Origin of the sequence: Bacillus sp. HU-1818 (assembly GCF_022695965.1) — a bacterium.
GTDB classification, from domain to species: domain Bacteria; phylum Bacillota; class Bacilli; order Bacillales; family Bacillaceae; genus Bacillus; species Bacillus atrophaeus.
On the sequence record NZ_JAAPBE010000006.1, the window covers coordinates 91,189 to 117,937 of the forward strand.

Below are 26,749 nucleotides of genomic sequence, written 5' to 3' on the forward strand. Positions count from 1 at the left end.
TTTTGTTTTTACGATGATTTTTTTACTGTTTTGTGAACAATCAAGGTAGAATCAAATTGCAAAGAGTGGTAAAATATCGTTGGAAGCGTTTTTATTACATAAATTTGGGCACAGCGTTCGAAAGTTATTTCAAGATAGTGAATCAATCACTTGATTATCTAGGTTGGGGGTAATGTTCAAATGTTTCAAAATAGTATGAAACAAAGAATGAATTGGGAAGAATTTTACGGTCCGAACCTCGGCTACGCGCTGGAGCTTTACGATCAATATGTTAAAGATCCGAAGAGTATCGACCCGGATCTTAAGGACATGTTTGATGAACTGGGAGCTCCGCCGAGCCAAATAAAAGAGGCATCGGGAACTAAAGAACCGGGACGCATCACAGCCGATCTGATACAAAAGATCGCATCAGCAGTTAAACTTGCAGAAGATATACGAACCTATGGCCATTTAAACGCTTCCGTTAATCCGCTCAGAAAGGACCGGGAGAAACGGGAGTTGTTTCCGTTATCCGATTACGGGCTGACAGAACAGGAAATAAAAGAAATACCGGCGTCCGTGATTTGCAAAGACGCTCCTAAAAACATTACGAACGGCATAGAAGCCATCGAACATTTAAGAAACACCTATAAAAAAACAATCTCATTTGAATTTGACCATGTGCATCATTTCGAAGAGCGGGAATGGATCACAAATATGATTGAGTCAGGCGAATTGTTTCAAAAGAATTCACCGGAAAAGCTGGCAGCCGTTTTAGAAAGGCTTACAGAAGTGGAAGGCCTTGAGCAGTTTTTACACCGCACCTTCGTCGGCCAAAAGCGTTTTTCGATCGAAGGACTGGACGCTCTCGTGCCGGTGCTTGATGATATTATTGCGAAGTCCGTCAAAGCGGGCACAACAAGCGTTAATATCGGGATGGCGCACAGGGGCCGCCTGAATGTGCTGGCACATGTGCTCGGCAAACCGTATGAAATCATTTTCTCGGAATTCCAGCATGCGCCAAACAAAGAACTAGTTCCGTCTGAAGGATCTGTCGGAATCAGCTACGGATGGACAGGGGACGTCAAGTACCATCTGGGCGCAAAAAGGCATCTTAAAGACGCTGAAACAAAGTCTGCACGGATCACGCTGGCGAACAATCCGAGCCACTTGGAATTCATTGATCCGATAGTGGAAGGCAGCACGCGGGCCGCTCAAGAAACAAGAACACAAAGCGGGTATCCTGAGCAGGATGAAACGAAATCACTTGCTATTCTTATCCATGGTGACGCAGCGTTCCCTGGAGAAGGAATTGTGGCAGAAACGTTGAATTTGAGTTCGCTTAATGGCTATCAAGTCGGCGGAGCGATTCATATCATTGCCAATAATATGATCGGATTTACGACAGAAAGCGATGAATCAAGATCAACGAAGTATGCCAGTGACTTGGCAAAGGGATATGAAATCCCGATTGTCCACGTGAACGCAGACGATCCTGAAGCTTGTCTTTCAGCAGTGAAGTTTGCAGTTGAATACCGCAAAAAATTCAATAAAGATTTCTTGATTGATCTAATCGGGTACAGACGTTATGGCCACAACGAAATGGATGAGCCGTCAACGACTCAGCCGATGTTATACGACGCCGTCAGAAAGCACCCTACCGTGAAACAGATCTTCGCAGAAAAGCTGATAAAAGAAGGGCAGATCAGCGAAGAAACGGTTCAAAACATTGAGCAATCTGTAGCGAAAAGAATAGAGGACGCCTATCAAAAGGTACCTGCGAAAAAAGAAGATGCTGTCCGCGAAATTGAACTTCCGGAACCTGTTTCAAACGGCTTCCCGGATGTTGACACATCCATTCATTTTGATGTGCTGCGCAAGCTGAACGGAGAGCTGGTCAATTGGCCGGAATCATTTAACGTATTTGGCAAATTGAAACGCATTCTTGAAAGACGGGCCAAAGCATTTGATGATGACCGCAAAGTTGAATGGTCACTGGCGGAATCACTAGCATTTGCGTCTATTTTAAAAGACGGAACACCGATCCGCTTGACGGGACAGGATTCTGAACGCGGAACGTTCGCACAAAGAAACCTTGTGCTTCATGACAGTGAGACAGGCAAAGAGTTTGTGCCGCTGCATCATTTATCCGATTGCGAAGCATCCTTCGCCGTACACAACAGTCCGCTTTCAGAAGGGTCCGTTATCGGTTTTGAATATGGGTATAACGTGTATTCACCAGAAACTTTAGTGATTTGGGAAGCCCAATACGGTGATTTTGCCAACGCGGCTCAAGTGTATTTTGACCAGTTCATTTCTGCGGGACGGGCGAAATGGGGCCAAAAATCCGGCTTAGTTATGCTTCTTCCGCATGGTTATGAAGGACAAGGGCCTGAACACTCAAGCGGAAGAATTGAGCGTTTCCTTCAGCTTGCGGCTGAAAATAACTGGACGGTTGCCAACTTGACAAGCGCTGCCCAATACTTCCATATTTTAAGAAGACAGGCGAAAATGCTTCTCCGCGAGGAAATTCGTCCGTTGGTGATCATGACGCCAAAAAGTCTTCTTCGTAATCCGAATACAGTGTCAGAAGTCCAGGAACTAAGCGAAAGCAAATTCCAGCCAGTCTATGAACAGTCGGGACTTTCTCATGCTTATGAAAAAGTAACGCGTCTCGTTTTATCGAGCGGTAAAGTGTCCATTGACATCAGTGATCATTTTAATAAGTTGGAAGATGGGAAAGGGAAAGATTGGCTTCACATTGCGAGAGTCGAAGAGCTGTATCCATTCCCTGCGAAAGAAATAAAAGAGCTCTTCGCTAAATTGCCGAATCTTGAAGAAATTGTCTGGGTTCAGGAAGAGCCGCAAAACATGGGAGCATGGAGTTACATCAGTCCTTATTTATCAGAAGTTGCACCAGAGGGAGTAAGTGTTCAATATATTGGTCGGAGAAGACGGTCAAGTCCGGCAGAGGGCGATCCGACAGTTCATAAAAAAGAACAAGAACGCATTGTATCTGATAGCTTGACTCGCAAAAACTAAGGGGGAAATTGAAAAATGGCGGAAATTAAGGTACCTGAATTAGCAGAATCAATCTCAGAAGGAACAATAGCCCAATGGTTAAAGCAGCCCGGGGATTATGTAGAACAGGGTGAGTATCTGCTTGAACTGGAAACGGATAAAGTGAATGTGGAACTGACAGCTGAAGAATCGGGTGTACTTCAAGAGGTATTGAAAGATTCGGGTGATACCGTCCAAGTTGGAGAAATCATCGGCACGATTACAGAAGGTGCGGGAGAAAGTTCTGCCCCTGCGTCTGAAGATAACGCTGCAAAAAGTGAAAATACAAAAGAAGAGAAGCAGGCTGAACCGGCTGCACAGCAAGTCAGCCAGGAAGCGCAAGAAGAATCAAAGTCAAGAACAGTGGCATCTCCATCAGCACGCAAGCTAGCCAGAGAAAAAGGAATTGACTTGTCACAAATTCCAACAGGGGATCCTCTCGGCAGAGTTCGCAAACAAGATGTAGAAGCCTATGAAAAACCATCAGCAAAACCTGCGCCTCAGCCAAAACAGCAGCCGCAGGCACAAAAATCACAGCAAGACTTTGAAAAGCCGGTTGAAGTGCAAAAAATGTCACGCCGAAGACAGACCATTGCCAAACGTCTGGTAGAGGTGCAGCAGACATCTGCTATGTTGACAACATTTAATGAAGTAGACATGACAGCGGTTATGAATGTAAGAAAACGCCGCAAAGATCAATTTTTGGAGCAAAATGAAGTAAAGCTTGGCTTTATGTCATTCTTTACAAAAGCAGTTGTGGCGGCCCTGAAGAAGTTCCCGCTATTGAATGCTGAAATTCAAGGTGATGAACTGATCATTAAGAAATTCTATGATGTGGGTATTGCAGTTGCGGCGAACGAAGGTCTTGTTGTACCTGTTGTCCGTGATGCTGACCGTCTTTCATTCGCCGGAATTGAGAGAGAAATCGGTGAACTTGCGAAAAAAGCGAGAAGCAACAAATTAACGCTTGGTGAGCTGCAAGGCGGTTCCTTCACGATTACAAACGGAGGAACATTCGGTTCATTGCTATCTACGCCAATCTTAAACAGCCCTCAAGTTGGAATTTTAGGAATGCATAAAATCCAGCTGCGTCCTGTTGCAATTGACGAAGAACGCTTTGAAAACCGTCCGATGATGTATATCGCATTATCTTATGACCACCGGATTGTCGACGGAAAAGAAGCGGTCGGATTCTTAGTGACTGTGAAAAACTTGCTCGAAGATCCTGAACAGCTTTTATTAGAGGGATAAGAATGTAAAACACCGCTTTGAGAAATTCAAAGCGGTGTTTTTTATGCAGGCAGTTTGGAAGTGTCCGATTCAGCAGCGGAAGCCTTTGCTTTCTTTGACCAGTAAGAAGCGACCACTGATCCGGAAAGATTGTGCCAAACACTGAATATCGCACTGGGAATCGCTGATAAAGGTGAAAAATGAGCTGTTGCAAGCGCTGCGCCGAGCCCTGAATTCTGCATTCCAACCTCAATAGCAATCGCTTTTTGCGAGGGATAATCCATCTTTAGTACTTTTGCAGCAAGGAATCCGAGCAAATAGCCGATTCCGTTATGAAGGATGACGACTGAAAAAATCAATAAGCCGGACTGAAGCAGGTTGTCGCGATTGGCACTGACGACTGCTGAAACGATGGCCACGATTCCGATGACAGATACAAGCGGAAGAGCATGGACTGCTTGTGTAACCTGTTTTTTGAAAAACATTTTTACAATCAGGCCTGCTATAATCGGAAACAGGACAGCTTGCATAATGGAAATGAATAAGGAGCTTGGGGAAACAGGCAGCCACTCCTTGGCGAACAGCATGATCAGAAGAGGTGTCATGATAGGCGCCAGTAAGGTTGAAATGGTCGTGACAGCCACCGACAGTGCTGTATTCCCTTTAGCCAAAAATGTCATCACATTTGATGATGTCCCGCCCGGACAGCAGCCGACCAGAATGACTCCGACCGCAATTTCTGCAGGAAGGCGCAAACCATATGCCAGACCGACTGCAACAAGCGGCATAATGGTATATTGCGCAATTACACCTATGAGCACATTCAATGGTTTTCTGATCAGCTCCTTAAAGTCATCCGCTTGAAGCGTAAGTCCCATGCCGAACATAATGATACCCAGAAAAACCGTAATATAAGTGCTGATCCACATAAACAAAGGCGGAAAAGCAAAACCTAACACAGCAAAGACAATAACCCAAATCCCAAAGGTCTGCCCCGCAAATTGACTGATCTTTTTGATGCTCTCCATAAGCACTCTCCTCACAAAAATCAAAAATGATAGCAGAAAACCTTACAGTTTTTTTGACATTCTCTTATTATAATGAGTTTTCTGAATAATTCAATATTGAAACTTATTTTTCATTATGATAAGAAAAATTTTTTGAATACAATAATTATATTATGTAAACTGATAGATTATTCGTAAATTCTTTCTTGACTATATAGTACGATATTCTTACAATGAACCTTTATACGTTTAATAGGAATGAATAAAGGAGTGTTGGAGTGAAAGACGCTAATCAATGGTCATCAAAGCTGGGATTTATTTTAGCTGCCGCCGGTTCAGCAATTGGGCTTGGCGCTATATGGAAGTTTCCATACGTAGCGGGTACCAGCGGAGGAGGCGCATTTTTATTAATTTTCATCTTATTTACTATCTTAATCGGACTGCCTTTACTGCTGGCGGAATTTATCATCGGCAGGAAAACCCAAAAAGATGCCGTTGAATCCTATAAAGCGCTTGCACCGGGAAGCAAGTGGCATTGGATCGGTTATCTTGGGATTGTCACATGTTTTATTCTATTATCCTTTTATAGCGTGGTGGGCGGCTGGATATTAATCTACATCATAAAAGGCTTTTCAGGCGGTTTGTCGCTTACTTCAGGGTTTGATACTTTATTTGCAGATACCATATCAAATCCGTATGCCGCTGTAGGAGGACAATTCCTGTTTATCGTGTTAACCATTTTAGTAGTGGCCAGAGGCGTGAGCAGCGGAATTGAAAAAGCAAGCCAAGTGTTAATGCCCGCTCTTTTTCTGTTATTTATTATTTTAATGATACGGTCTGTGACGCTTGACGGAGCAATGGAAGGGATCAAGTTTTTCTTGACGCCTGACTTTCATTCCATTGACGCGAATACAATTCTCTATGCCATGGGCCAGTCCTTTTTCTCTTTAAGCGTCGGAGTCTCCGTTATGGTTACATACAGTGCTTATTTAGCAAAAGAAGAAAATATTATTCAATCCGCTGTATCCGTAACGGTGCTGAATGTACTTGTGGCAATTATGGCGGGGATCGCAATTTTTCCGGCAGTATTCTCATTCGGACTGAAACCGGATCAGGGGCCGCAGCTTTTGTTTAACGTGCTGCCGACTATTTTTAACCAAATGCCGTTTGGTATTGTCTTTTTATTAGCCTTTTTAATTCTATTTTTGTTTGCAACCCTTACCTCTGCTTTTTCAATGCTAGAAATTTTGGTGGCGGTGCTTTCAAAAGGAGATCCGAAAAAAAGAAAACGGTACGCATGGGCAGGCGGGATTGCCATTTTTGCTGTCGGGGTGCCGTCCGCACTATCATATGGTGTGCTGAGTGACGTTTCTATTTTTCACTTATCTATTTTTGACGCTGCTGATTTTCTGGTCAGCAATGTCTTGATGCCCTTTGGCGCACTGATGATTTCGATATTTGTGCCTTTGAAAATTCCGAAACAGGCGCTTTTTGAGGAGCTGAAGAGCGGATCAAGCATAAAGAAAAAATGGTTTGCCGTCTGGCTTTTACTGATTCGCTATCTTTCTCCTGTAGCTATTATTATTGTGTTTTTACATGTGATCGGCCTATTTTAAATAGTAAAAGCCCCCAATCATCGGGGGCTTTTTAATAAAGCTGCCATACTACGTTTCGCGCTTTTTCGAAACGTTTTTCCGCCTCACGCCAATCAACGACATTCCACCAGTTATCAACATATTTTGCCCGCTCATTTTTATATTGTAAATAATAGGCGTGTTCCCATACATCAAGGGGCAGTAAGGGGATGACGTCCCATTGGCTGAAGAGCTGATGCTTTTCCGCAGCTAGGATCTCAAGCCGTCCGGAGCGCGGAGACCAAACGAGAATGGCCCAGCCGACACCTTCCACTTTTTTAGCCGCTTGTGTGAAGTGCTCTTTGAAGGCAGAATAGCTGCCGAACGACAAATCTATCATTTGAAACAATGCTCCGGTAGGGCGCCTTTTTCCGTTTGGATGCATCGAGAACCAAAAAATGCTGTGCAAATAATGTCCCGCTCCATGAAAAGCAAGCTCTCGTTCCCAGTGGGCGACTAACTCATAGTTTTTCGTTTGTCTTGCTTTCTTTAGCTCCAGTTCTGCTTTATTTAAACCGTCCACATAGCTTTGATGGTGCTTTGTATGATGAAGTGTCATAATCTCACGAGAAATATAGGGTTCAAGTGCCGAATACTGGTAAGGAAGCTTTGGCAGAACATGCTTTCCAATCGGCACGTAGGTTTTTCTTTCGCTTGTTCCGTCTTCTTCTGTTATATCTCGGTATAATGCGGCGGCCTCCCGGTACCATTCTACTTCTGTCGCTTGTTCATCCTCAAGCTTATCAAGTACCTTTTTAAATCGAGCCTCAAAATGATTATATTGCCCTCGTTTTTGGACCTGTTCCTTCAAATCCTCACACCAATTGATCATCTCGGTTTGGTACGTATGGCGTTTCATTTCATCTCCCTCTTTTCAATAGATTTCATATAGCTTGAATAAGCCAGCAAAGAAAAGGCAAAGGGGTAGCTGTGATACCGAATATAAAACTGTTTTGGCAGTCCGATTCCTGTTGGATAGGCAAGACTCTGCTTGTTGTGATTTTTGCTGTTAATGAGAAACTCGAGTCCTTTTGTAATAGACGGGTGTTCAGGTTCTTCATATTGCAATAAAGCATCTAACGCCCAGGCTGTTTGGGTTACCGTTCCATATCGTAAAGGTACGTACGTTTTGACTTCGGCGCTTCTGCAGGATTCACCCCAGCCGCCATCATCATGCTGAATTGTTTTCAGCCAATGCACCGCTTTTTTTACAGCAGGGTGAAACGCTTCTGTACCGCAGGCACGCATTCCTGTTATAGCGGCCCATGTTCCGTAAATATAGCAAACGCCCCATCTGCCGTACCATGATCCGTTATCCTCCTGGTTATCGATGAGCCAGTTGACGGCTTTTTTTATTTGCCCGTTATCCTGTGTCATACCTGCTTTTTCACCTAAGAAGCGGAGCACGCGTCCGGTTAAGTCGGGTGTCGAAGGATCAACCGCTGCGTCCTCAGCCGACTCAAGCGGAAGCAGACGGATAAGAGGGTGGTTCACATTTCTTTCGAAGGCAGAGAATCCTCCGTCTTTGTTTTGCATAGACAATAGCCAGTTCAGCCCCCGATCCCAAGACATAGGAGACAGGGAGCGCGGAATCGCTTGCAATGCGGCTGCGGTATCATCACAATCAGGATTATTGGTGTTAATTTTTGAAAAGCCCCAGCCGCCGGGTGCAGCGTGCGGATTTTTGACAGACCAATCTGCTTTCTTTTTATGCTGTCTTTCCGACAGAAAGTCTGCGGCTCCGGTTATCATCAAATCCTTCTCAGGCACACCGCTTTGCTGAAGGGCATAGCTGATTAAAGCGGTATCCCAAACAGCAGATGTAGAATTCTCTAAATAAGAAATGCCGTCACATTCCGCAACCAACGTTTTAACCCCGTTCAAAGCCCGCTGAATGATGGAAGAATGGCGTGACATGCCAAGGGACAGAAGGCTGTAGATCATAAAAATGGTCGCGCTGGCATAGCTGTACAGGGTCCCGTCTTTTTCTATACGATCAAGCATATAGGTTTTGGCTGTACGAAAGCCAAGCTGATGTAAAGAAAACGGCACGTTCAGCAGCTGTTTCCAATAGGCCAGAATAGAAGTGCGGTCCCTCTGATCATACGCGTCTGTTCTGAGCCATGTGAAAGGATTTTTAGACATATGCGAATCGAGATGTTTAAGAGAGGGGATATTTGGATTTTTCAGAAAGAATCTTTGATTAAGAGTCACGGCCATGGGCACAAAATGAATTCGCGCGTACGTGCTGAACTGGTAAAAATGAAGCGGAAACGTTGGGGGAATAGCCAAGAGACACAGCGGGAGGTAAGTCGCCGGCCAAGGATAAAGCCCGTTGGCTGCAAGCATCCATTTTGTCATAAAATGAACATCTTTGAGACCGCCCTGAGAAATAATAAAACGTTCTGCCTGTATCATATGAGGGTCAGATCTCAGATACAATCCGGACGCAAGCATTCCGACGTATCCTTGGACAGTGGCTGTCACATTCCCTTTTTCTTCACCGGGATAATTGATAAACGTTCCATCCGGCTGCTGTTTTTCCCGTATGCCTTTTGCCAATTTTTCAATCAGCTCTTCATTACCCTTTTCTTCAAGTGAGGTGAGAAGGAGGATGAAAAATGAATTCGTCATCATTGGGCCTTCAAAGCAAAAAGACCATGAACCATCAGCATTTTGTATGTTTTTCAGCTGTGTTATGGTTTTCTTTTGGCAGCTTGCAACCTGCTCCTGAAGTGTGCTCATCGCGTTCAACTCCTTCAGAAACATATATATTCATGCTCTTTCGACGGCATTACAGAAAGAAAAAACAAAAAAACTGCTGTCAGGGCAGCAGTTTTTCAAAATCTTCTTTTTAATCCTCTAAGTTAATCCACACGCTTTTTACTTCCGTGTAATTATTTAAGGCGTATGAACCCATTTCTCTTCCAAGTCCTGATTGCTTGTAACCGCCGAATGGGGATGCGGCATCAAACACGTTATAGCAATTCACCCAGACGGTTCCGGCTTGCAGGCGGTCAGCGATATAGTGAGCATGTTTCAGGTTTTCGGTCCACAATCCGGCTGCAAGGCCATATTCGGTATTGTTTGCCCGTTCGATCACTTCATCGACCGTATCGTATGGAATGGCAGTTAAAACCGGGCCGAAAATTTCTTCTTTTGCAATTGTCATGCCGTCTTCCACGTCAGTAAATACAGTTGGTGATACAAAATAACCTTCCTCATACGGGCAGCTTCCGCCTGTCACGGCTTTCGCTCCTTCATCCTTGCCTTTTTGAATATAGGAAAGGACACGTTCGTGCTGTTCTTTGCTTACAAGCGGTCCGATTTGTGTATCTTTGTGCAGGCCTGCACCTTGACGAAGGGATTCCGCATAAGTAACCATCTCGCTGACCACTTCATCGTATCGGTCTTTTTGAATAAAGACCCGTGAACCCGCGCAGCACACTTGGCCTTGGTTAAACATAACACCGTTTAAGGCTCCAGGAATGGCTTTTTTCAAGTTCGCGTCAGGCAAGATGATATTAGGAGACTTTCCGCCAAGTTCTAATGTTACGCGCTTAATTGATTTTGCGGCTGTTTCCATAATTTTTTTGCCGATTTCAGTTGAACCTGTAAAGGCGATCTTATCCACTTCCTCATGATTGGACAGCGCTTCTCCCGTGGTTTCTCCAAATCCGGGAATGATATTAATGACGCCGTCAGGAAAACCGGCTTCATCAATTAATTCCGCCAAGTATAGCGCCGTAAGCGGCGTTTGCTCAGCGGGCTTTAAGATAATGGTGCATCCTGTCGCAAGCGCAGCGCCCATTTTCCACATGGCCATAAGAAGAGGGAAGTTCCACGGGATGATTTGACCAACGACTCCGACAGGGTCATGCTTGGTATAATTAAAATAAGAACCCGCAACAGGTATCGTCTGTCCGGTTATTTTAGTAGACCAGCCGGCATAGTAGCGCATATGCTCTATGGCCAGCGGAATATCTCCGTTTGTTGTTTCGCTTATCGGTTTTCCGTTGTCGAGTGTTTCAAGCTGAGCGAGTTCTGTTTGATGCTCCTCCATCAGGTCAGCCAATTTATACATCAATCTGCTTCTGGAAGCTGCCGGCATCGTGCGCCACTCACCTTGATCAAAGGCTTTTCTTGCGGCTTTTACAGCTTTATCAACATCCTCGGCTTGTGCTTCGAAGAGTGTCATCAACGTCTCACCGGTTGCCGGATTTGGGGTGACAAAGGTTGCTCCTGAAGCACTCGGAACAAATTTGCCGTCAATGTACAGTTTTTTGGTCCCTTGTAAAAATGTCTCCAGCCTCTTACTGATTTGCATCGTTAAAGAACTCATTTGTAACAAACCTCCTGTAATTTGTAATGGTCTGCACTGAGATTCTTGGTGATAGTCGATTCGTTGGTGCGTTGGTTTGGAATGGTTAGACTGCGAAGTTTGTGGAATTAGTAAGCGTATACAATGATTTTATAATAGAGGGGATAGCAAAATCAATGAATAACCATTATTGCAATTGATAAGAGAAAAAAGCTACAATGAACATATCGACAAGAAAAAGGAGCTTTTAGAATGATTCATAAAACATGGCTGAAGAAAGAAACAGTGAGAAAAGTAAAATGTGTTCAAACAAATGCAAAAAAATACATCGTAAACCGCGTTTTAACGCCGGGGAAAGAATATGAAGTTAAAAACGAAACAGAAGAATTCCTGTTTGTCGTAGACAATTCCAATAAAGTTGGCGGATTTTATAAAGAGTACTTTGAAGAGGTCTGATTGACCGAATGAATATGTCATGCATCATCCATAATAAAGAATGATCAAAGAAAAAAGGGTGAATGCATAATGAAAAGACAAGGCAATAACGGAAAAGAAGAAACAGAGAACTTCCCAGAACAAAAGCATCCGACAGAAGGCGAGGATGTCACAAGGGAACAAATTTCAGATACGTATTATGAGGGAACGATTGAAGATACGGATCGGGATTAGATAATCTTAAAACCGCAGGCAAAGAACTGCGGTTTTTTCTTCGTTCAGATAAATGGAAAATAAAACCGAATTATCAAAAATAAACGAAATTTTTTAAAAAATAATCTGAAAATGCCCCTGAAAAATGAAACTTTCATCTATATCTGCACGTACTATGTTATGACAGCAAATAAGCGCACGGTTTTTAAAATGATTGGATCGGATTTTTAGAAAATGTAATCTATTCGTAATGGTTTAAATGACGTCCATGTCGTATTCTTATATAGGGATATAGAACTTATTTTACGTATTGATAATAAAAATAATAGATAAATGCAGGAAGAGGGGTTCTTAATTGGGTATTTTTTCTGTTAGCAGACCAACTGACGCAAAGAAACTTGAAGCTTTGCTCGTTGAAGGGGAAAGAATAGAATCTATATACAAGCTCCGGGTTGACCAAATTTGCTTTACAAATAAACGCATCATATTTTTTGATAATAAAATGTTCTCCAAAAAGAAAGTGCGTGTATTTCTTCCTTATAAAACAATTGAAAGCTTTGCTATTCAGGAAGCGGGAATGTTTGACCCTGATACTGGACTTTTGTTGATGACAAGAAGCAAGACCTTCGATTTAGAATTTGCGAAAGACACCGACCTGAGTGAAGTTCAGGCGATTTTGACAAAACATTTATGCAGCTAAAGCGCTTCACAGCTTAGCGGACACCGGACGTCTTTATGATGGCCGGTTTTTTTTGTGAAAAAGCAGAGGAAACGAAGGTGTTTTATTGGAAGGTTTGTTCTTTTTAAAAACGGGAAAGAAAGAAGAAAGGAGTGGTTACACATGGCATTAACTAAAGAACAAACTCAGCATCTCTATCATAAATTGCTAGATCTGCAAAAAGAATTGTCCGGCCCGAAAAAAGCAACGGAATCTATGACAGAAGAAGCGGGTGAGCTGTCTAACGGAGTGGATAACCATATGGCAGACCACGGCAGCCTGTATACGGACAGAATGACAGACCAAACAGTAAAGGAAGTAGACAGGGAACTATTAGATGAAGTAAACAATGCTTTACAAAAAATAAAAGACGGAACTTATGGAATATGTGAAGCGACTGGAGAAGAAATCCCTTATGAGAGGCTCGATGCTGTGCCGTACGCAAGAATGACTGTTGAGGCTCAGGCTGACAGGGAAGAGGCTCTAGAGCCTAATGCACCTGCGGTTGAAAAGGAATTTCATGCACAGGTGAAAGACCTTTCGAATAAAGAAACGATTGATCAAAAAAGCTCCGCTACTTACGAAGTTTTAGATCGGGAGCAGGACTCAAAATAAAAGTTTCAAGAAGGCGAGTACAGGTTTTGCGGTACTTGTCTTTTTTTTGCGCAAAAAAATCTCGAATTCGAAATAAATGGATTGACATTATTTAAAAAAGAAAGTAACATACTATTTGTAAGTAAATATAAAAAGATTACCGGGAGGAATAAAAATGTCTCAAGTCTTATTTGTTAAAGCAAGCGATCGTACAGCTGAAGAAGGTGTTTCAGTAAAATTATATGAAGCTTTCTTAGCTGCTTATAAAGAAAATAATCCAAATGATGAAGTGATCGAACTGGACCTTCATAAAGAAAACCTTCCCTACCTTGGAAGAGATATGATTAATGGAACATTCAAAGCTGCTAAAGGCATTGAAATGTCAGAAGAAGAGAAAAAACAAGCGTCAACGGCTGACGTTTATCTTAACCAGTTTGTAAAAGCTGATAAAGTTGTTTTTGCATTCCCGCTCTGGAACTTCACAGTGCCTGCTGTGCTTCATACTTATGTTGATTACCTATCTCGTGCGGGTGTTACTTTCACATATACGCCAGAAGGTCCAAAAGGCTTAATGGGAGACAAAAAAGTAGCCCTTCTTAACGCACGCGGGGGTGTATATTCTGAAGGACCGATGGCTGCTCTTGAAATGTCTCTTAACTTCATGAAAACAGTTCTTGGCTTCTGGGGCGTACAAGATTTGCATACCGTGGTGATTGAAGGCCATAATGCAGCCCCGGATAACGCACAAACAATCGTTGAAAAAGGACTACAAGAAGCAAAAGACCTTGCTGCTAAATTCTAATATTGATGGAAACTCCCGTGCTTTTTATAGCCGGGGGTTTTTATTTTATGGAAATTTGTCTTTATTTTATTATATTTATATAATGAAGAAACTGAATGTGTTAACGCTGTCTCAGTAAAGTGTCTTTTCTGAGCTCAGAAAAAAGTTTTTTTATTGTAATATCATAAGCACTTGAAAAAATGTCAGTAATCGTGTATTCTTTAATAGAAGCTACATTGTTCGTATTGATAATTAAGTTTTAACCTTTAAGCTGTAATAGGGAGTTTTACATCGAAGCCGGAATGTCATGCCTCCAAGATAGAGGACGACAGGAACGCTTCTGCAAACACCCACTTTGAGGAGTGGTGGTTTAAAACTTTCTTACGTGCATACGGCAATACGTAGCGAAAGCCATTTCCTTTTGGAGATGGCTTTTTATTTTGCTTTTTTCTTTTGAAAATTCAATTTCAGCCGACCGGTAATAGAAAGGCTTCTTTTTATGATAAGATGGGAGAAACGAAGAAAAAGCGAGGTTTTAGACGTTATGTTAGAGAAAGCCCGATCGCTATTAGCGCATTATTTTGGGTATGAGAAGCTGCGCCCCGGTCAGGAGCAGGCGATACGGTCAGTAACAGAAGCCAAACAGAACACGGCCTGTATTATGCCGACGGGCGGCGGAAAATCTATTTGTTATCAAATTCCGGCTTTGCTGTTTGAAGGAACGACGATTGTGATTTCTCCTTTGATTTCCTTAATGAAAGATCAGGTCGATGCCCTTGAGGAAGCCGGAATCGCAGCGGCGTATATTAACAGCACACAATCCAATCAAGACATTCAGAGCCGCTTAGCCGCTTTGAAAAACGGCTCTTATCATCTCTTTTATATTACGCCGGAGCGTTTAACCTCACCGGAATTCATTCGGATTTTACAAAGCATCACCGTCCCGCTCGTGGCTATTGATGAAGCCCACTGCATTTCGCAATGGGGGCACGATTTTAGGCCAAGCTACAGAAATATTGAAATTCTATTTCGTGAGCTAAAAGAGAAGCCTGTCATTATGGCATTAACCGCGACAGCTACTCCTGAGGTGCATGAGGACATTTGCAAACAGCTTCATATTGAAAAGGAAAATACGGTTTATACCGGGTTTTCCCGTGGCAATTTAACCTTTAAAGTAGCAAAAGGCGAAAATAAAGATCGCTTTATAGAAGAGTACCTGAACAGAAATAAGCTTGAAGCAGGCATCATTTATACTGCGACAAGAAAAGAAGCTGACCGGATCTGTGAAAAACTAAAACGGCAGCATATAAACGCGGGACGGTATCATGGCGGATTGCCGGATGAAATCAGGAAGGAACAGCAGGAGCAGTTTCTTAATGACCAGATCCAAGTGATGGTCGCAACGTCTGCTTTCGGTATGGGCATCGACAAATCCAATATCAGATTTGTTTTGCATTATCAAATTCCAAAAGATATGGAAAGCTACTATCAAGAGGCGGGAAGGGCAGGCCGTGACGGGCTTGACAGTGAATGTATCCTTCTGTTTTCACCGCAGGATATTATGGTGCAGCGCTTTTTAATCGAACAATCGGCATCAGATGAAGGAAAGCAAAAGCAGGATCTGAAGAAACTAAGGCAAATGGTTGATTATTGCCACACAGAAGATTGTTTGCAGCGATTTATTCTTAAATATTTCGGTGAGAGTGATCCGGCAGCCTGCGGACAATGCGGCAACTGTACAGATACAAGGCAAGCGCATGACGTCACCAAAGAAGCGCAAATGGTATTATCGTGTATGATACGTATGAATGAACGATTCGGCAAAACCATGATCGCTCAGGTGCTGGCGGGTTCAAAAAACAAAAAAGTGCTGGATAACGGATTCAGCCGGCTATCGACATACGGGATTTTAAAGCATCAATCTGTATCTGAAATCAGCGATTTTATCGAGTTCCTGATTTCTGATGACTTTATTCAAATGTCAGACGGTACGTTTCCGACTCTTTTTGTAACCAATAAAGGAAGAAACGTGCTGCTTGGAAAAGAGGACGTTGTCAGAAAAGAAGCGCTCAAAGCGGCTGCGATTACTGAAAATGATGCCTTGTTTGAGCGGCTTCGTATGCTTCGAAAGCAAATTGCGGCAGAACAAGGCGTCCCGCCATTTGTCGTTTTTTCTGATCAAACGCTAAAAGAAATGTCAGGCAAGCAGCCTGCGAATGAAGAGGATCTTCTTTCAATTAAAGGAGTGGGAGAACAAAAAAGGGTGAAATACGGCAAGCTTTTTTTAGAAGAAATTCAAGCTTACGTAAGTGAAACAGTATAAAAAAGCAAAAAAGATAAGTTTTTTTGGAGAAAACACATTTTGTCCAGAGCGGAAAAAGCCATGCAAATAATACTTGCAAAACCGCTTTATACCAAGGGTTCAGCAAGTCTTTCCAACCAAGAGAAATCTTTCATGTAAAGGAACTGTAATCTAATTCAAATCGTTTTGTTATTGAAATGACATTTACATATGTTACGATATCCCCTGTTAGCCGCCAATAAAAAGCTAACAAGGGAGGATTTACTTATGAAGAAGACGATTATGTCCTTTGTCGCAGTTGCAGCAATCTCATCAACTGCATTCGGAGCTCACGCTTCTGCGAAAGAAATCACGGTGCAAAAGGGTGACACGCTCTGGGGAATCTCTCAGAAAAACGGAGTGAACCTAAAGGACTTAAAAGAATGGAATCAGCTATCTACTGATATAATCATTGCAGGAGATAAACTGACCATTTCTTCAGAAGAAGAAACAACCGCTGGGCAATACACAGTTAAAGAGGGGGACAGCCTCTGGAAGATTGCTCAAAAATACGGCATTTCAATCAACAGCCTTAAAAGCTGGAACAATCTAGACTCTGACATGATCTATGCAGGAACAACACTTGCGGTTAAAGGTCAGGTATCAGCTTCAAACACAGCTCAAGAGAGCCAGCCTCAAGCTGAGCCAAAACAAGAAGCGGTGCAAACAGAGCAGCCAAAACAAGAAACTGTCCAACAACAACCTAAACAAGAATCGAAGGCTACAGCAGAAACTTCTGAGAAAACAGAGGAACAGCCTGTTCAATCAAATACAAGCGATCAAAGTGCTAAAAAAGAACTAACAGTTACTGCAACTGCTTATTCAGCTAACGACGGCGGCATTTCCGGCGTTACGGCCACAGGTGTGGACTTGAATAAGAACCCTAACGCAAAAGTAATTGCGGTGGATCCTAAAGTGATTCCGCTTGGTTCAAAAGTCTACGTTGAAGGTTACGGAGAAGCAACTGCAGCAGATACTGGCGGCGCAATAAAAGGAAATAAAATAGATGTATTTGTACCTAAAACAAGTGACGCACATAACTGGGGCGTCAGAACTGTAAAGGTAAAAGTTCTTAACTAGTCATATATCGGTTTTTAAATCAGGGACACTGAGCGTAAGCTCGTGTCCTTTTTTTCTTCCCTTTTTTTCTCTTTCCTAACCATTATATCCTGAAAAGTTCGAATGTGCTCCTCGTGTTTTTTCTGTTCGAAAACAGGGAATAAGGGTCTTATGTTTTGAAAAAAGGGGGATGCAGAAACTTGTTATGGATTATCTTATCTTTTTTACTCATTAATATGGGCATATTTTTGTTCTCGTGGCTAAGAACGAAGGATGTGAACTTACATACGTCTGACGGCTATTTTCTCGGAGGGAGAAGTCTTACTGCGTTGTATATAGGGAGTTCGTTATTGCTTACCAATCTATCGACAGAACAAATGGTTGGATTAAACGGTCAAAGCTACGCCGGTTCGATGACTGCAATGTCTTGGGAGGCGAGTGCGCCGATTGCTTTGATATTTTTCGCATTACTTTTTCTTCCGCGATATTTAAAAACAGGCATAACGACAATACCCGATTTTCTTGAAAAGCGCTTTGATCAAAAAACAAGACAAATTGTCTCTTTGTTGCTAATCATCGGCTATGCGGTTTCATTCCTTCCAACTGTTTTATATTCCGGGGCACTTGTATTAGATCAGGTTTTCGGTTTTACCGATAATTTTGGAATCAGCACTTTTACAGCCGTATTGATCATTTCATTTATCATCGGCATAACGAGCTGCTGTTATATCTTCTTCGGCGGTTTGAAAGCTGCGGCTTCAGCAGATGCCATCTATGGAATCGGTTTGATCTGCGGCGGATTGCTGATTGTGGTGCTCGGTATATTAGCTATCGGTGACGGAAACTTTGGAGGCGGTGTTGCCAAATTAACGGCCGTACATACAGAAAAGCTTAATTCAATCGATATCAGCAACTCCGCAGAAGTGCCATGGCCAACCATTTTAACGGGCCTCTTAGTAAATAATTTGTTTTACTGGGCTGTCAATCAGGCGATCGTTCAGCGTGCATTAGGCGCTAAAAATTTGGCTGAGGGGCAAAAAGGGGCGCTCTTAGCAGGATTTTTTAAATTAGTCGGGGTTTTTTATTTAGTCCTGCCGGGCATTATTGCTTTTCATCTTTATGGAGGTGGAATCAATAACGCCGACAGTGTCTATCCGCGCCTGATCGTAGATTTACTGCCGACAGCGCTTACCGGTATTTTCGCAGCTATTTTATTCGGCGCTATTTTAAGCTCGTTTAACGGTTCATTGAATAGTACGATTACATTATTTACACTTGATATTTATAAGCCGATTTTTAAACCAAATGCAAATGATGCTGATCTTGTAAAGACAGGCAGAATATTTGTAGCAATTCTTGGCGTGGTCTCCATTATCATTGCGCCATTTATTTTGTATGCGCCATCAGGCTTGTATAATTATCTTCAAGAAATGTTTGGCTTTTTTAATGTGCCCATCTTAGCTGCAGTTGTGGTGGGGTTCTTTTCTAAAAGAGTACCCGCCTTAGCCGTTAAAATTGCGATACCGGCTCATATTGTCCTGTATGGCTTATCTAAAATCTTTATGGGACACATTCATTTTCTGTATATCCTGGCTGTTCTCTTTCCGTTCTCGGTGGCGGTGATGCTGTTTGTCGGTAGGCTTCAGCCCAGAGAAAAAGAGTATCGTCTTAACCATGATCCTCAAGTGGACTTGAAACCTTGGAAGCATGTAAAACTTGCGTCATGTATTATTCTCGTGATGGTGTCTGTCATTTATATTGTCTTTTCTCCGTGGGGGATTGCCGGTTAAAACAAAATTCTAAATAGAAAGGGGGGAGATGGAGCTGAACCGCGAAAAGGGGTTAACCCCCTAAAAAGGAATGCTTTTGCTTATATCTTTATGAGGCTGAAAAACAGAGATTATAAGCCGTTTTGTTTGCAAAGACAGGGGAAGCCCAGACTTACCTTATTGAATCAGAATACAGCCCTTATTTTGATGTGCAGATGACACTTGAAGCAGGGGCCTAAATAAAAAGAAAAGGCTGATTCAATAAAAAAGAGTATCTCGGACATGACCAAGATGCTCTTTTTTTATTTAAACCAGCCTTTTTCCTTTGACCGGGTAATGGCTTCAATCCGGTTTTTCACTTCAAGCTTATCGAGTATCATAGAAATATAGTTGCGGACGGTGCCGCTTTTAATGCTAAGCTCGTTGGCAATTTCCTTTGTGTTTTTGCCGTCAGCTACAAGCTCAAGCACCTCTTTTTCTCTTTCTGTAAGCGGGTTGGCTTCGCTGTAGATATCCTCCATCAATTCAGGAGCGTAGATGCGCTTTCCGTCCATCACGCTGCGAATGGCGCTTGCGAGTTCTTCACTTGGGCTGTCCTTTAACAAATAACCGCTGACGCCGGCTTTAATTGCCCGCTGAAAATATCCGGAACGGGCAAACGTTGTTAAAATGATAATTTTACAGCCGAGATCTTTTAGTTCTTCAGCAGCTTCAAGGCCGTTTTTTCCGGGCATTTCAATATCCATGATACAAACATCAGGCTGATTTTTTTTGGCAAAATCCACAGCATCCTGTCCGCTTGTTCCTTTTCCTACAACTTCCATATCATCTTCTAAATTAAGCAGCGATCCTAAAGCGCCTAGCAGCATTTGCTGATCTTCCGCTATAAATATTGTAATCATTTTGATCCTTCCTTTTCTTTGATTTTTGATTCATTTGGCATTTTCATCGTTAATTGTGTGCCGTTTTCTGTGTCAATTTGCAGGCTTCCGTTTGCGAATTCAAGGCGTTCTTTCATGCCGAGCAGTCCATGTCCTTTTGAAAAATATTGTTCTGTGCCTTTGAAGCACCCATCATCTGTAATGGTAATGATGACTTCCTTCAATTGTTGGTGAACATCAATACGGCAAGTCGTGGCGCCGCTGTGTTTAACGACATTTGTGACGGCTTCTTTTAAACACATGCTCAGAATGTTTTCATTAAGCAACGATATGCTGGCAGGTGTTTGCTTTTCTTCATAGATGAGCTTAATGCCGGCTGCTTCGAGAATTTGTTTGATATTGACCAATTCATCCTTCAGCCGAATTCCTTTCATGGAGGAGACGATTTTTCTTACTTCATTTAAAGAGGTTCTTGCGGTTTGCTGGACGCTTTTTATTTCAGCGCGCGCCTGTTCCGGATCTTTATAAATTAATTTTCTCGCCAAATCGCTTTTTAAACCGATTAAAGAAAGCTTTTGGCCGAGAGTGTCATGAAGATCACGGGCAATCCGCTGACGCTCCTCCATTTTCACCAGCTCAGAAATCCGTTCGTTAGCAAATTCAAGCTTTTCTTCAAGCTGTTCACGATCTTTTCGGATGCGGATACTGAACGGCAGCAAAATCGCGCTGATCAGAGTGATGACGACGAAGGGAATTTGCGTGAGAAACAATTCTCTTTTTAAGACAAAGCTGAAGTTTGCGGCAACCGCAGCGCTTGTTAAATGTACATAATATAGAATATAAAAGGGAACGCGGTCTCGTATATTTCCGATAAAATACGCAATAAAAAAAGCAAAGTAAATATAGCTGAACAGCGTAATAGAGGCAGTGGAGATGCCAATTAAAATAAATGCCCACATGTAAACGGCCCAGCCCTTTGAGACAAACGCAAATCTGTACACGGAAAAAAATAAGAGCGTCAGGACAATGCCGATAATGATAACGAGTGTCGAAGACGATTTGAATATAAAGTAAAAAGGCAATATAAAAAATATTGTCCAAATATAAGGTGAAATTCCGCTTAGCTTCTGGAATTTTAAATACTTTTTGACCATGATATAACCTCATTTTCAGCATTTCATCTTAAAAGTAACTTTACCACTGTAACGGTCTGATTGCATCCCTTGAACAATAGAAAAAGGAAGCTCTTTCTGGATTTCAGGAAAGAGCCTCCTTGCGGGTCAGGCGTTTTTCCGCAGCGACTGTTTCTCTACTGGAGAAGGCGGATTATGTGATGACGGTTTTTTAATATCCCGAAACGTAACAAATTGCTTCTTTTCTTCATCCCAAAGACGGAATTTAAGAGATTGCAGGCTTGTTTTCAACGTAATTGTAGGTACGTTTTGTAAAGGTTCATGATTCTCATGCGCCTCTTCAAGCTTGTAATTCGGCACTTTAGGGCTTAAATGGTGGACATGATGGTATCCGATATTGCCTGTCAGCCATTGAAGCAGTTTCGGAAGTTTATAAAAAGAGCTTCCTTCAACAGCGGCCTGAACATAGTTCCAGTCTTCATTCGCTTCAAAATATGAATCTTCAAATGTATGCTGAACATAAAACAGCCATACGCCGATCGAGCCTGAGATAAGAAAAATCGGTCCTTGCACAAGCAAAAACGATTGCCATCCGAAGATCAGGCAGGATACAACAGCCAAAGCAACGATTGCGATATTTGTGAGGTGCGTGTTGATGCGTTCTTTACGTCTTGCGCCTTTTTTATTAAAACGGTTTGTGAACAAGAAAACATAAATAGGTCCGAGAATAAACATGACAAACGGGTTTCTGTAAAGTCTGTAAGCGATTTTTGTCCATTTGGAGGCGGCTTTATATTCGTTTACCGTTAACACCCAAATGTCACCTGTACCTCGTTTATCCAAGTTGCTGCTTGTCGCGTGATGGATTGAATGGCTGTGCTGCCATTGAAGAAAGGGAAATAAGGTCAGAACGCCGGTGATAAAACCGAGAACATTGTTATAACGCTTTTGTTTGAAAAAGGATTGGTGGCAGCAGTCGTGAAAGATAATGAATATCCGTGTCAAAAATCCGGAAGCCGCGACTGTAAAACCTAAAGTAAGAATATAGGAGATGTTGAGGCTGAAATAAGCAAGAAACCATAAGCCGAAGAAAGGAATAAATGTATTAAGGAGCTGCAACATACTGTTTTTAGTATCGGCTTGAGCAAATGCAGCCACTTGCTTCGTAAGCTTTTTTTGTTTATGAGCAATAGTTTGATCATTCATATTTTAAAGTATCCTCTCATTGTGTGTCTATACCAAGTATAAGGGCAGAGAGGATGCCTTTGTAGTAGCACACATCATAGTGCATATATGACATTTGTCATGTTTGAATTTAGAATGAACTCATTTTCACCCAGCAACAGTATGAAGCTGCAAGGGTAAGGAAGTATTGTAGGTGTAAAAAAATAAAAAGCCGGCAATAAAAAGCCAGCCGTTTACTATTAATCTATCCTTATACGCTCATGATCCGGCTAAAGCCTTAATGCGGCAGGATCGCTGCAATCGATGTGGTTTGGCAGAAGTCCATATTTGCGATAAAAGGAATAAGGATAGTTCAATTAGTATTTCTGTAGCCCATTCTATTTGCTTTTTACAAATCAACCCATTTGATCTCGCCAGATTGTGAATCGCAATCAATGCTGACTTCGAAGTGGTGCTTTTTATAAAAATGGATCAGGCGCTCAACGTGGTCCCAATCGCGCTTCGCTATGTCACCGGTTACCTTCGGAATATTATGGTCCCTGGCGATTTCCTTTAAAAATTTGATGCAAATGGAACCGTATCCAAGATTCGGAGGTCCTTTAATGTCGCCAATATGAATGGCATCGTTCTGATACGAAGCCACAAGGGAAAATCGGCTTCTTCCTCTGTATGCCGTTTCACAATCCGTAAGCATAATTTTACATGTTTGGCCATCATCAATCGAGGAAACAATCAGCCAATCTTCATCTTTCGATTGATCAATACCAAGCACTCGGGAATCTTTTGAAATATCCTTGATATTTTCCTGCATGCGGTACATTTGAATTTCTAATTGATTGAGCTCTTCCTTCAGCTCTTCCCGGTTTTTTTCTATCGTTTCAGTAAACAAAACCAAACTCCTTTCCAGAATGAAAAACAGTCTATGTGAATTGGAACACAATAACCAATTGTAGTAGATATGCAGGGTATTTGTAAATGATAAAATCAGTATTTTTGATAAAAAAGGTGTATCAATATCTTCCTCGGTTTGTTAAATGAGGTTTTGCGTGTGAATAGAGAGGATAAGGAACAGTAATTCGTATGATAAAGGAGGAACATGAATGTCGTTTAACACATTGATAAAGAAGCTGAAATATGTCCAATTGGAATCGCCTGATAAAATGCTTTCATTATATGTGAATACGGATGTAAGGGATCCTGAACAACAGGGGGGAGAGTGGAAAATCGCTTTGAAAACCGGGTTTAGCCGATTAAAAGAATATTTGGCTGCCAGTGATCCGGAGGAGGAAAAATGTCTGGAGGCCCTTATAAAAAAAATCTATCAATACATTGATGGAAAGGGAAAAGACATGCCGCGCAGTTTCGTATTCTTCGCTTCTCACCACAGCCGCATATGGGAAGTAATTGAACTGAAAATGCCTGTTGAAACTAGATTTTACTGGGAAGAATCAGCGGTTCTCGATCAGTTGGAAGCCCTTCACGAGGAATATCCAAGCACCGCTTTTGTATTAACGCAGCAAAATGAAGTGAAGATTATTGAAACGGTTCTGGGTGAAATCGAAGCGATTGAGCATTATGAATATGATCTGGTGAATGAGACGTGGGAGCCGCATGAAGCAAAACATGAGAGCCCGCCTTCCTCTATGGATCAGGAGGATGTAAAAGATCACATAAAAGATAATCAAAAAAGGCTGTATAAGCGTCTTGCCTCAAGACTTGACGAAAAGGCAGCCGCGAAAAAGTGGGAACGGCTCATTATAGCCGGGGATAAAGAAACCGCAGATATTCTTGATCGTCATATGAACAAACCGATTCACACGAAAATTCAGAAGAATCTGCTGAATGAAAATGAACATAAAGTGATTGAGGATTTACTACAAGAGGCATGAGCCATGGGCCGGGCTTATCAAAACGCCCGGCCTTTAAAGTGTGTCTAAATTCTGACGAAGCACGCGAAAACGTTGACATCTCCTTTAAATTTGCATACGATTTGGGTAGCCAGTACAAATAGGAGAGGTCATCAGATGAATCAGACAGAAAATAAACCGAAAAATTATACCGGAATTGTCCTGACATTGACAGTTGTCATCAACGGATTAATTGCTTTGCTGTTTTTTATGCCGAAACAGGATCAGTTCAGCCATGCGAATATTCACATTTTGCCGATGTTAAATGCGATATTCAACAGCTTTACCTTTATCTTCTTGTTGGCGGCGCTTATTATGATTAAACAGAAAAATATTAAAGCCCATAAACGATTCATATTAGCTGCATTTACGACGACATTATTGTTCTTAATTTGCTATGTGGTGTACCATGCTGTCGCAGAGAACACATTGTACGGCGGAGAAGGGATTATGCGCTCGATTTATTTCTTTGTATTAATTTCGCATATCTTTCTTTCAGCAGTTATTGTACCTCTTGCGCTGTTTACGCTCATCAGAGGATTCAGCATGCAGGTGGAGCGACATAAAAAAATCGCCAGATGGACAATGCCGCTTTGGCTCTATGTCAGTCTGACGGGCGTCATCGTGTACTTAATGATATCGCCGTATTATTAAAAGCCATATTTTTATGGCTTTTTTTGTTGTTTCAGCAAATAATAAAAGGCCCCTTTTAGGAGCCCTTTATTCTAACGTTTCAAGAGTTGTCACATTTAAAGATTCTTCTACAGTTTTTGTTTTTTCTTTTACTTTTTCTGCATACGTGTAATCGCCGTAGCAGTATGGGTAACGGAAATTATTTTTATTTCCTCCGCAAGTGTAAAGCTCAGGATTTTTTTCGACCTGCTGCTCGGAGTATTGTTTTGCCAATTCCTCGGTATGCGTTCCTCCATGTTCAGCTACAAAATCAATATAACCCGCTCCCATGTTGTAGCTTTGAATAATGGTTTCCAAATCTACACCTTTATCTTTTCCGGTTTTGTACATGAGAGTAAATTGCTTGATGCCTTGTTTAATACTGAGTTGAGGGTCTTGTATCTCATTTCTCTTTAAACCAAGAGATTCAGAGGACTGCATGGGATCATTTCCCTTTCCTTTTGACTCCTGATACATCATACCAAGTATAAGTGATGTATAGTTGGAGAGGCCCTGCTCGTCCAGCTCATCTTCAACGAGAGGTTTGTAATCTGTTAATCTTTCCAGAACAATTGACTTCGTATCAAACGGCAGTTTTTTGAGCAGATCATGATTCGAAAAAAGCAAGACCATTAAAAAGGAAGCAATGACAAAGACAAAAATCATCATAAAACCCGCAGCAGCGAAACAGCCTTTTTTCTTTTTCTTCACTGTGTTTCACCCTCAATTTTTGGAGCATTATGACTTTTTTATTATGACATAGAACGCTCATGAGACCAAGTGATATCCTGTGTTTGAAACATAAATTTAAAATAAGAAATGAAAGATCAAAAACTCCCCGCAGTTTGCATGAATCCGCTTTTGTTATATGATTGAAATAATGAAAAAAGAAAGGTGAGGCACATGACTGAATTTCAAGACATGGACAGAATGGAAGATCCTGCAGTTGATTTGGATGAGGAGACGTTATTTCTTGTTGCTCAAACTTTTAAAGCGCTCTCTGATCCAACAAGAATCAGGATTCTTCACCTGCTTTCTCAAGGCGAGCATGCTGTAAACGGTATTGCGGAGCATTTGAATTTGCTGCAATCAACCGTTTCTCACCAGTTGAGATTTTTAAAGAACCTGCGTCTGGTCAAATCGCGCAGAGAAGGCACATCAATTTATTATTCTCCCGAGGATGAGCATGTTTTAGATGTACTTCAGCAAATGATTCATCATACCCGCCATGACTAAAAAACTTCTTGCTTAAGTGACAAACTTTAAGCAAGAAGCCATGATCAGCCATATTGGCTGGTCTGATTTTCATCGTCGTCATGTCGGCTGATTTTTAAAACAAATGAGGAAAATCCGATATAATACACCGCAATCAGAAAAAAAATACAGATTGTCAGCGGATCCGTTCCGATTGTCTGGCTGTATGAATTAGGGTTTTTTAAATCTGGATGGGCTAGGTACAGTTCTGAGACGCGATACAGAAATCTCGACAGAAATAAGGATAAGAGTATGAGTTCAACCCAAATATGGGTGCGAAAATAAATCTTTCCCCTGCGTTTTTCAAACGAGATATTTCGTTTAGCGAAGAATACGAGCAGGAAGCCGCCAAGAATACCGAGAGTGAGATACGCGTACAAAAATGGATGAGTCAAGCTGAAAATGGCGAGCCCGCTCGCAAATAATGAAAAAAGAATGACTCTTATAAAAAGCCAGCGAGGTCTTAGCGGCTGATATCCGATGGACCGCTTAATTTTTTTATACAGAAAAAAGACAATAATCATGACAGGGCAGACGCTTTGAAGTGTAAGATGCATGATGAGAAATCCCCTCCGT

24 protein-coding genes and 1 other RNA gene are annotated in these 26,749 nt (G+C 42.0%); 15 read left to right on the forward strand and 10 right to left on the reverse strand.

Going from position 1 to position 26,749, the window contains the following annotated elements; translation table 11 throughout:
- Window positions 1-180 precede the first annotated feature (180 nt).
- Window positions 181-3,021: a 2-oxoglutarate dehydrogenase E1 component gene (sucA, locus tag GXP75_RS19595; protein WP_242557674.1), complete on the forward strand. Its 2,841-nt coding sequence runs from the start codon at window positions 181-183 to the stop codon at window positions 3,019-3,021.
- 15 nt (window positions 3,022-3,036) lie between these two features.
- Window positions 3,037-4,290, forward strand: a complete 1,254-nt coding sequence (gene odhB, locus GXP75_RS19600) for a 2-oxoglutarate dehydrogenase complex dihydrolipoyllysine-residue succinyltransferase (protein ID WP_242557675.1) — start codon at window positions 3,037-3,039, stop codon at window positions 4,288-4,290.
- A gap of 41 nt (window positions 4,291-4,331) precedes the next feature.
- On the opposite strand, the gene GXP75_RS19605 is transcribed toward odhB, so the two are convergent.
- Entirely contained in the window at window positions 4,332-5,297 is a 966-nt protein-coding gene (locus GXP75_RS19605; protein WP_242557676.1) for a bile acid:sodium symporter family transporter, read from the reverse strand.
- A gap of 257 nt (window positions 5,298-5,554) precedes the next feature.
- On the opposite strand from GXP75_RS19605, the gene GXP75_RS19610 reads away from it, so the two are divergent.
- Window positions 5,555-6,892 (forward strand): sodium-dependent transporter, encoded by a 1,338-nt coding sequence (locus GXP75_RS19610; RefSeq protein ID WP_061573105.1) that lies wholly within the window; start codon window positions 5,555-5,557, stop codon window positions 6,890-6,892.
- A gap of 31 nt (window positions 6,893-6,923) precedes the next feature.
- On the opposite strand, the gene GXP75_RS19615 is transcribed toward GXP75_RS19610, so the two are convergent.
- From GXP75_RS19615 to GXP75_RS19625, 3 genes are all read right to left on the reverse strand, one after another.
- Window positions 6,924-7,769 carry a superoxide dismutase gene (locus GXP75_RS19615; protein ID WP_214918510.1) on the reverse strand — a complete coding sequence of 282 codons (846 nt, stop codon included), beginning with the start codon at window positions 7,767-7,769 and terminating at the stop codon, window positions 6,924-6,926.
- Window positions 7,766-9,655 (reverse strand): terpene cyclase/mutase family protein, encoded by a 1,890-nt coding sequence (locus tag GXP75_RS19620; RefSeq protein WP_242557677.1) that lies wholly within the window; start codon window positions 9,653-9,655, stop codon window positions 7,766-7,768. Before GXP75_RS19620 ends, GXP75_RS19615 begins: the two co-directional genes overlap by 4 nt.
- Before the next feature lie 109 nt (window positions 9,656-9,764).
- Window positions 9,765-11,252 (reverse strand): aldehyde dehydrogenase family protein, encoded by a 1,488-nt coding sequence (locus tag GXP75_RS19625; protein ID WP_242557678.1) that lies wholly within the window; start codon window positions 11,250-11,252, stop codon window positions 9,765-9,767.
- Between the two features lie 231 nt (window positions 11,253-11,483).
- Here GXP75_RS19625 and GXP75_RS19630 point away from each other — a divergent pair, with 231 nt between their 5' ends.
- The 9 genes from GXP75_RS19630 (at window position 11,484) to GXP75_RS19670 (ending at window position 19,162) form a co-directional block, all read left to right on the forward strand.
- Window positions 11,484-11,687 (forward strand): DUF6501 family protein, encoded by a 204-nt coding sequence (locus tag GXP75_RS19630; protein WP_003325801.1) that lies wholly within the window; start codon window positions 11,484-11,486, stop codon window positions 11,685-11,687.
- A 69-nt stretch (window positions 11,688-11,756) separates the two neighbouring features.
- Window positions 11,757-11,900: a DUF4025 domain-containing protein gene (locus GXP75_RS19635; protein ID WP_117588374.1), complete on the forward strand. Its 144-nt coding sequence runs from the start codon at window positions 11,757-11,759 to the stop codon at window positions 11,898-11,900.
- A gap of 334 nt (window positions 11,901-12,234) precedes the next feature.
- Entirely contained in the window at window positions 12,235-12,579 is a 345-nt protein-coding gene (locus GXP75_RS19640; protein ID WP_088117378.1) for a PH domain-containing protein, read from the forward strand.
- Between the two features lie 141 nt (window positions 12,580-12,720).
- On the forward strand, window positions 12,721-13,212 hold the full coding sequence (locus GXP75_RS19645; protein ID WP_061573109.1) for a TraR/DksA family transcriptional regulator: 492 nt from the start codon (window positions 12,721-12,723) through the stop codon (window positions 13,210-13,212).
- A gap of 154 nt (window positions 13,213-13,366) precedes the next feature.
- A complete protein-coding gene (locus tag GXP75_RS19650) occupies window positions 13,367-13,993 on the forward strand; it encodes an FMN-dependent NADH-azoreductase (RefSeq protein WP_003325805.1) in 627 nt (208 codons plus the stop codon).
- A gap of 204 nt (window positions 13,994-14,197) precedes the next feature.
- A non-coding RNA gene (ssrS, locus tag GXP75_RS19655) (6S RNA) lies at window positions 14,198-14,384 on the forward strand.
- A gap of 132 nt (window positions 14,385-14,516) precedes the next feature.
- On the forward strand, window positions 14,517-16,295 hold the full coding sequence (recQ, locus tag GXP75_RS19660; RefSeq protein WP_242557679.1) for a DNA helicase RecQ: 1,779 nt from the start codon (window positions 14,517-14,519) through the stop codon (window positions 16,293-16,295).
- A gap of 246 nt (window positions 16,296-16,541) precedes the next feature.
- On the forward strand, window positions 16,542-17,393 hold the full coding sequence (locus GXP75_RS19665) for a LysM peptidoglycan-binding and 3D domain-containing protein (RefSeq protein WP_242557680.1): 852 nt from the start codon (window positions 16,542-16,544) through the stop codon (window positions 17,391-17,393).
- A gap of 179 nt (window positions 17,394-17,572) precedes the next feature.
- Complete coding sequence (locus GXP75_RS19670) at window positions 17,573-19,162, forward strand: solute:sodium symporter family transporter (protein ID WP_242557681.1); 1,590 nt, start codon at window positions 17,573-17,575, stop codon at window positions 19,160-19,162.
- 281 nt (window positions 19,163-19,443) lie between these two features.
- Here the strand turns inward: GXP75_RS19670 and desR are convergent, their stop codons facing one another.
- The 4 genes from desR to GXP75_RS19690 all read right to left on the reverse strand — a co-directional run bounded on the left by desR (window position 19,444) and on the right by GXP75_RS19690 (window position 23,229).
- Window positions 19,444-20,043: a two-component system response regulator DesR gene (gene desR / locus GXP75_RS19675; RefSeq protein WP_003325811.1), complete on the reverse strand. Its 600-nt coding sequence runs from the start codon at window positions 20,041-20,043 to the stop codon at window positions 19,444-19,446.
- Window positions 20,040-21,176, reverse strand: a complete 1,137-nt coding sequence (locus GXP75_RS19680) for a sensor histidine kinase (protein WP_242557682.1) — start codon at window positions 21,174-21,176, stop codon at window positions 20,040-20,042. The genes desR and GXP75_RS19680 overlap by 4 nt, the downstream gene beginning before the upstream one ends.
- 126 nt (window positions 21,177-21,302) lie before the next feature.
- On the reverse strand, window positions 21,303-22,361 hold the full coding sequence (gene desA / locus GXP75_RS19685; protein WP_242557683.1) for a Delta(5) desaturase DesA: 1,059 nt from the start codon (window positions 22,359-22,361) through the stop codon (window positions 21,303-21,305).
- A gap of 367 nt (window positions 22,362-22,728) precedes the next feature.
- On the reverse strand, window positions 22,729-23,229 hold the full coding sequence (locus GXP75_RS19690) for a hypothetical protein (RefSeq protein WP_242557684.1): 501 nt from the start codon (window positions 23,227-23,229) through the stop codon (window positions 22,729-22,731).
- Between the two features lie 211 nt (window positions 23,230-23,440).
- Here GXP75_RS19690 and GXP75_RS19695 point away from each other — a divergent pair, with 211 nt between their 5' ends.
- Complete coding sequence (locus GXP75_RS19695; protein WP_242557685.1) at window positions 23,441-24,229, forward strand: VLRF1 family aeRF1-type release factor; 789 nt, start codon at window positions 23,441-23,443, stop codon at window positions 24,227-24,229.
- Window positions 24,230-24,364: 135 nt separating this feature from the next.
- Window positions 24,365-24,901 (forward strand): DUF420 domain-containing protein, encoded by a 537-nt coding sequence (locus GXP75_RS19700; RefSeq protein ID WP_003325817.1) that lies wholly within the window; start codon window positions 24,365-24,367, stop codon window positions 24,899-24,901.
- 66 nt (window positions 24,902-24,967) lie between these two features.
- On the opposite strand, the gene GXP75_RS19705 is transcribed toward GXP75_RS19700, so the two are convergent.
- Entirely contained in the window at window positions 24,968-25,630 is a 663-nt protein-coding gene (locus GXP75_RS19705) for a lysozyme family protein (protein WP_003325818.1), read from the reverse strand.
- 192 nt (window positions 25,631-25,822) lie between these two features.
- On the opposite strand from GXP75_RS19705, the gene czrA reads away from it, so the two are divergent.
- Window positions 25,823-26,155 (forward strand): Zn(II)-responsive metalloregulatory transcriptional repressor CzrA, encoded by a 333-nt coding sequence (gene czrA / locus GXP75_RS19710; protein WP_061573118.1) that lies wholly within the window; start codon window positions 25,823-25,825, stop codon window positions 26,153-26,155.
- A 44-nt stretch (window positions 26,156-26,199) separates the two neighbouring features.
- Here czrA and GXP75_RS19715 read toward each other — a convergent pair whose 3' ends face one another.
- Window positions 26,200-26,730 carry a CcdC protein domain-containing protein gene (locus GXP75_RS19715; RefSeq protein ID WP_061573119.1) on the reverse strand — a complete coding sequence of 177 codons (531 nt, stop codon included), beginning with the start codon at window positions 26,728-26,730 and terminating at the stop codon, window positions 26,200-26,202.
- Window positions 26,731-26,749 lie beyond the last annotated feature (19 nt).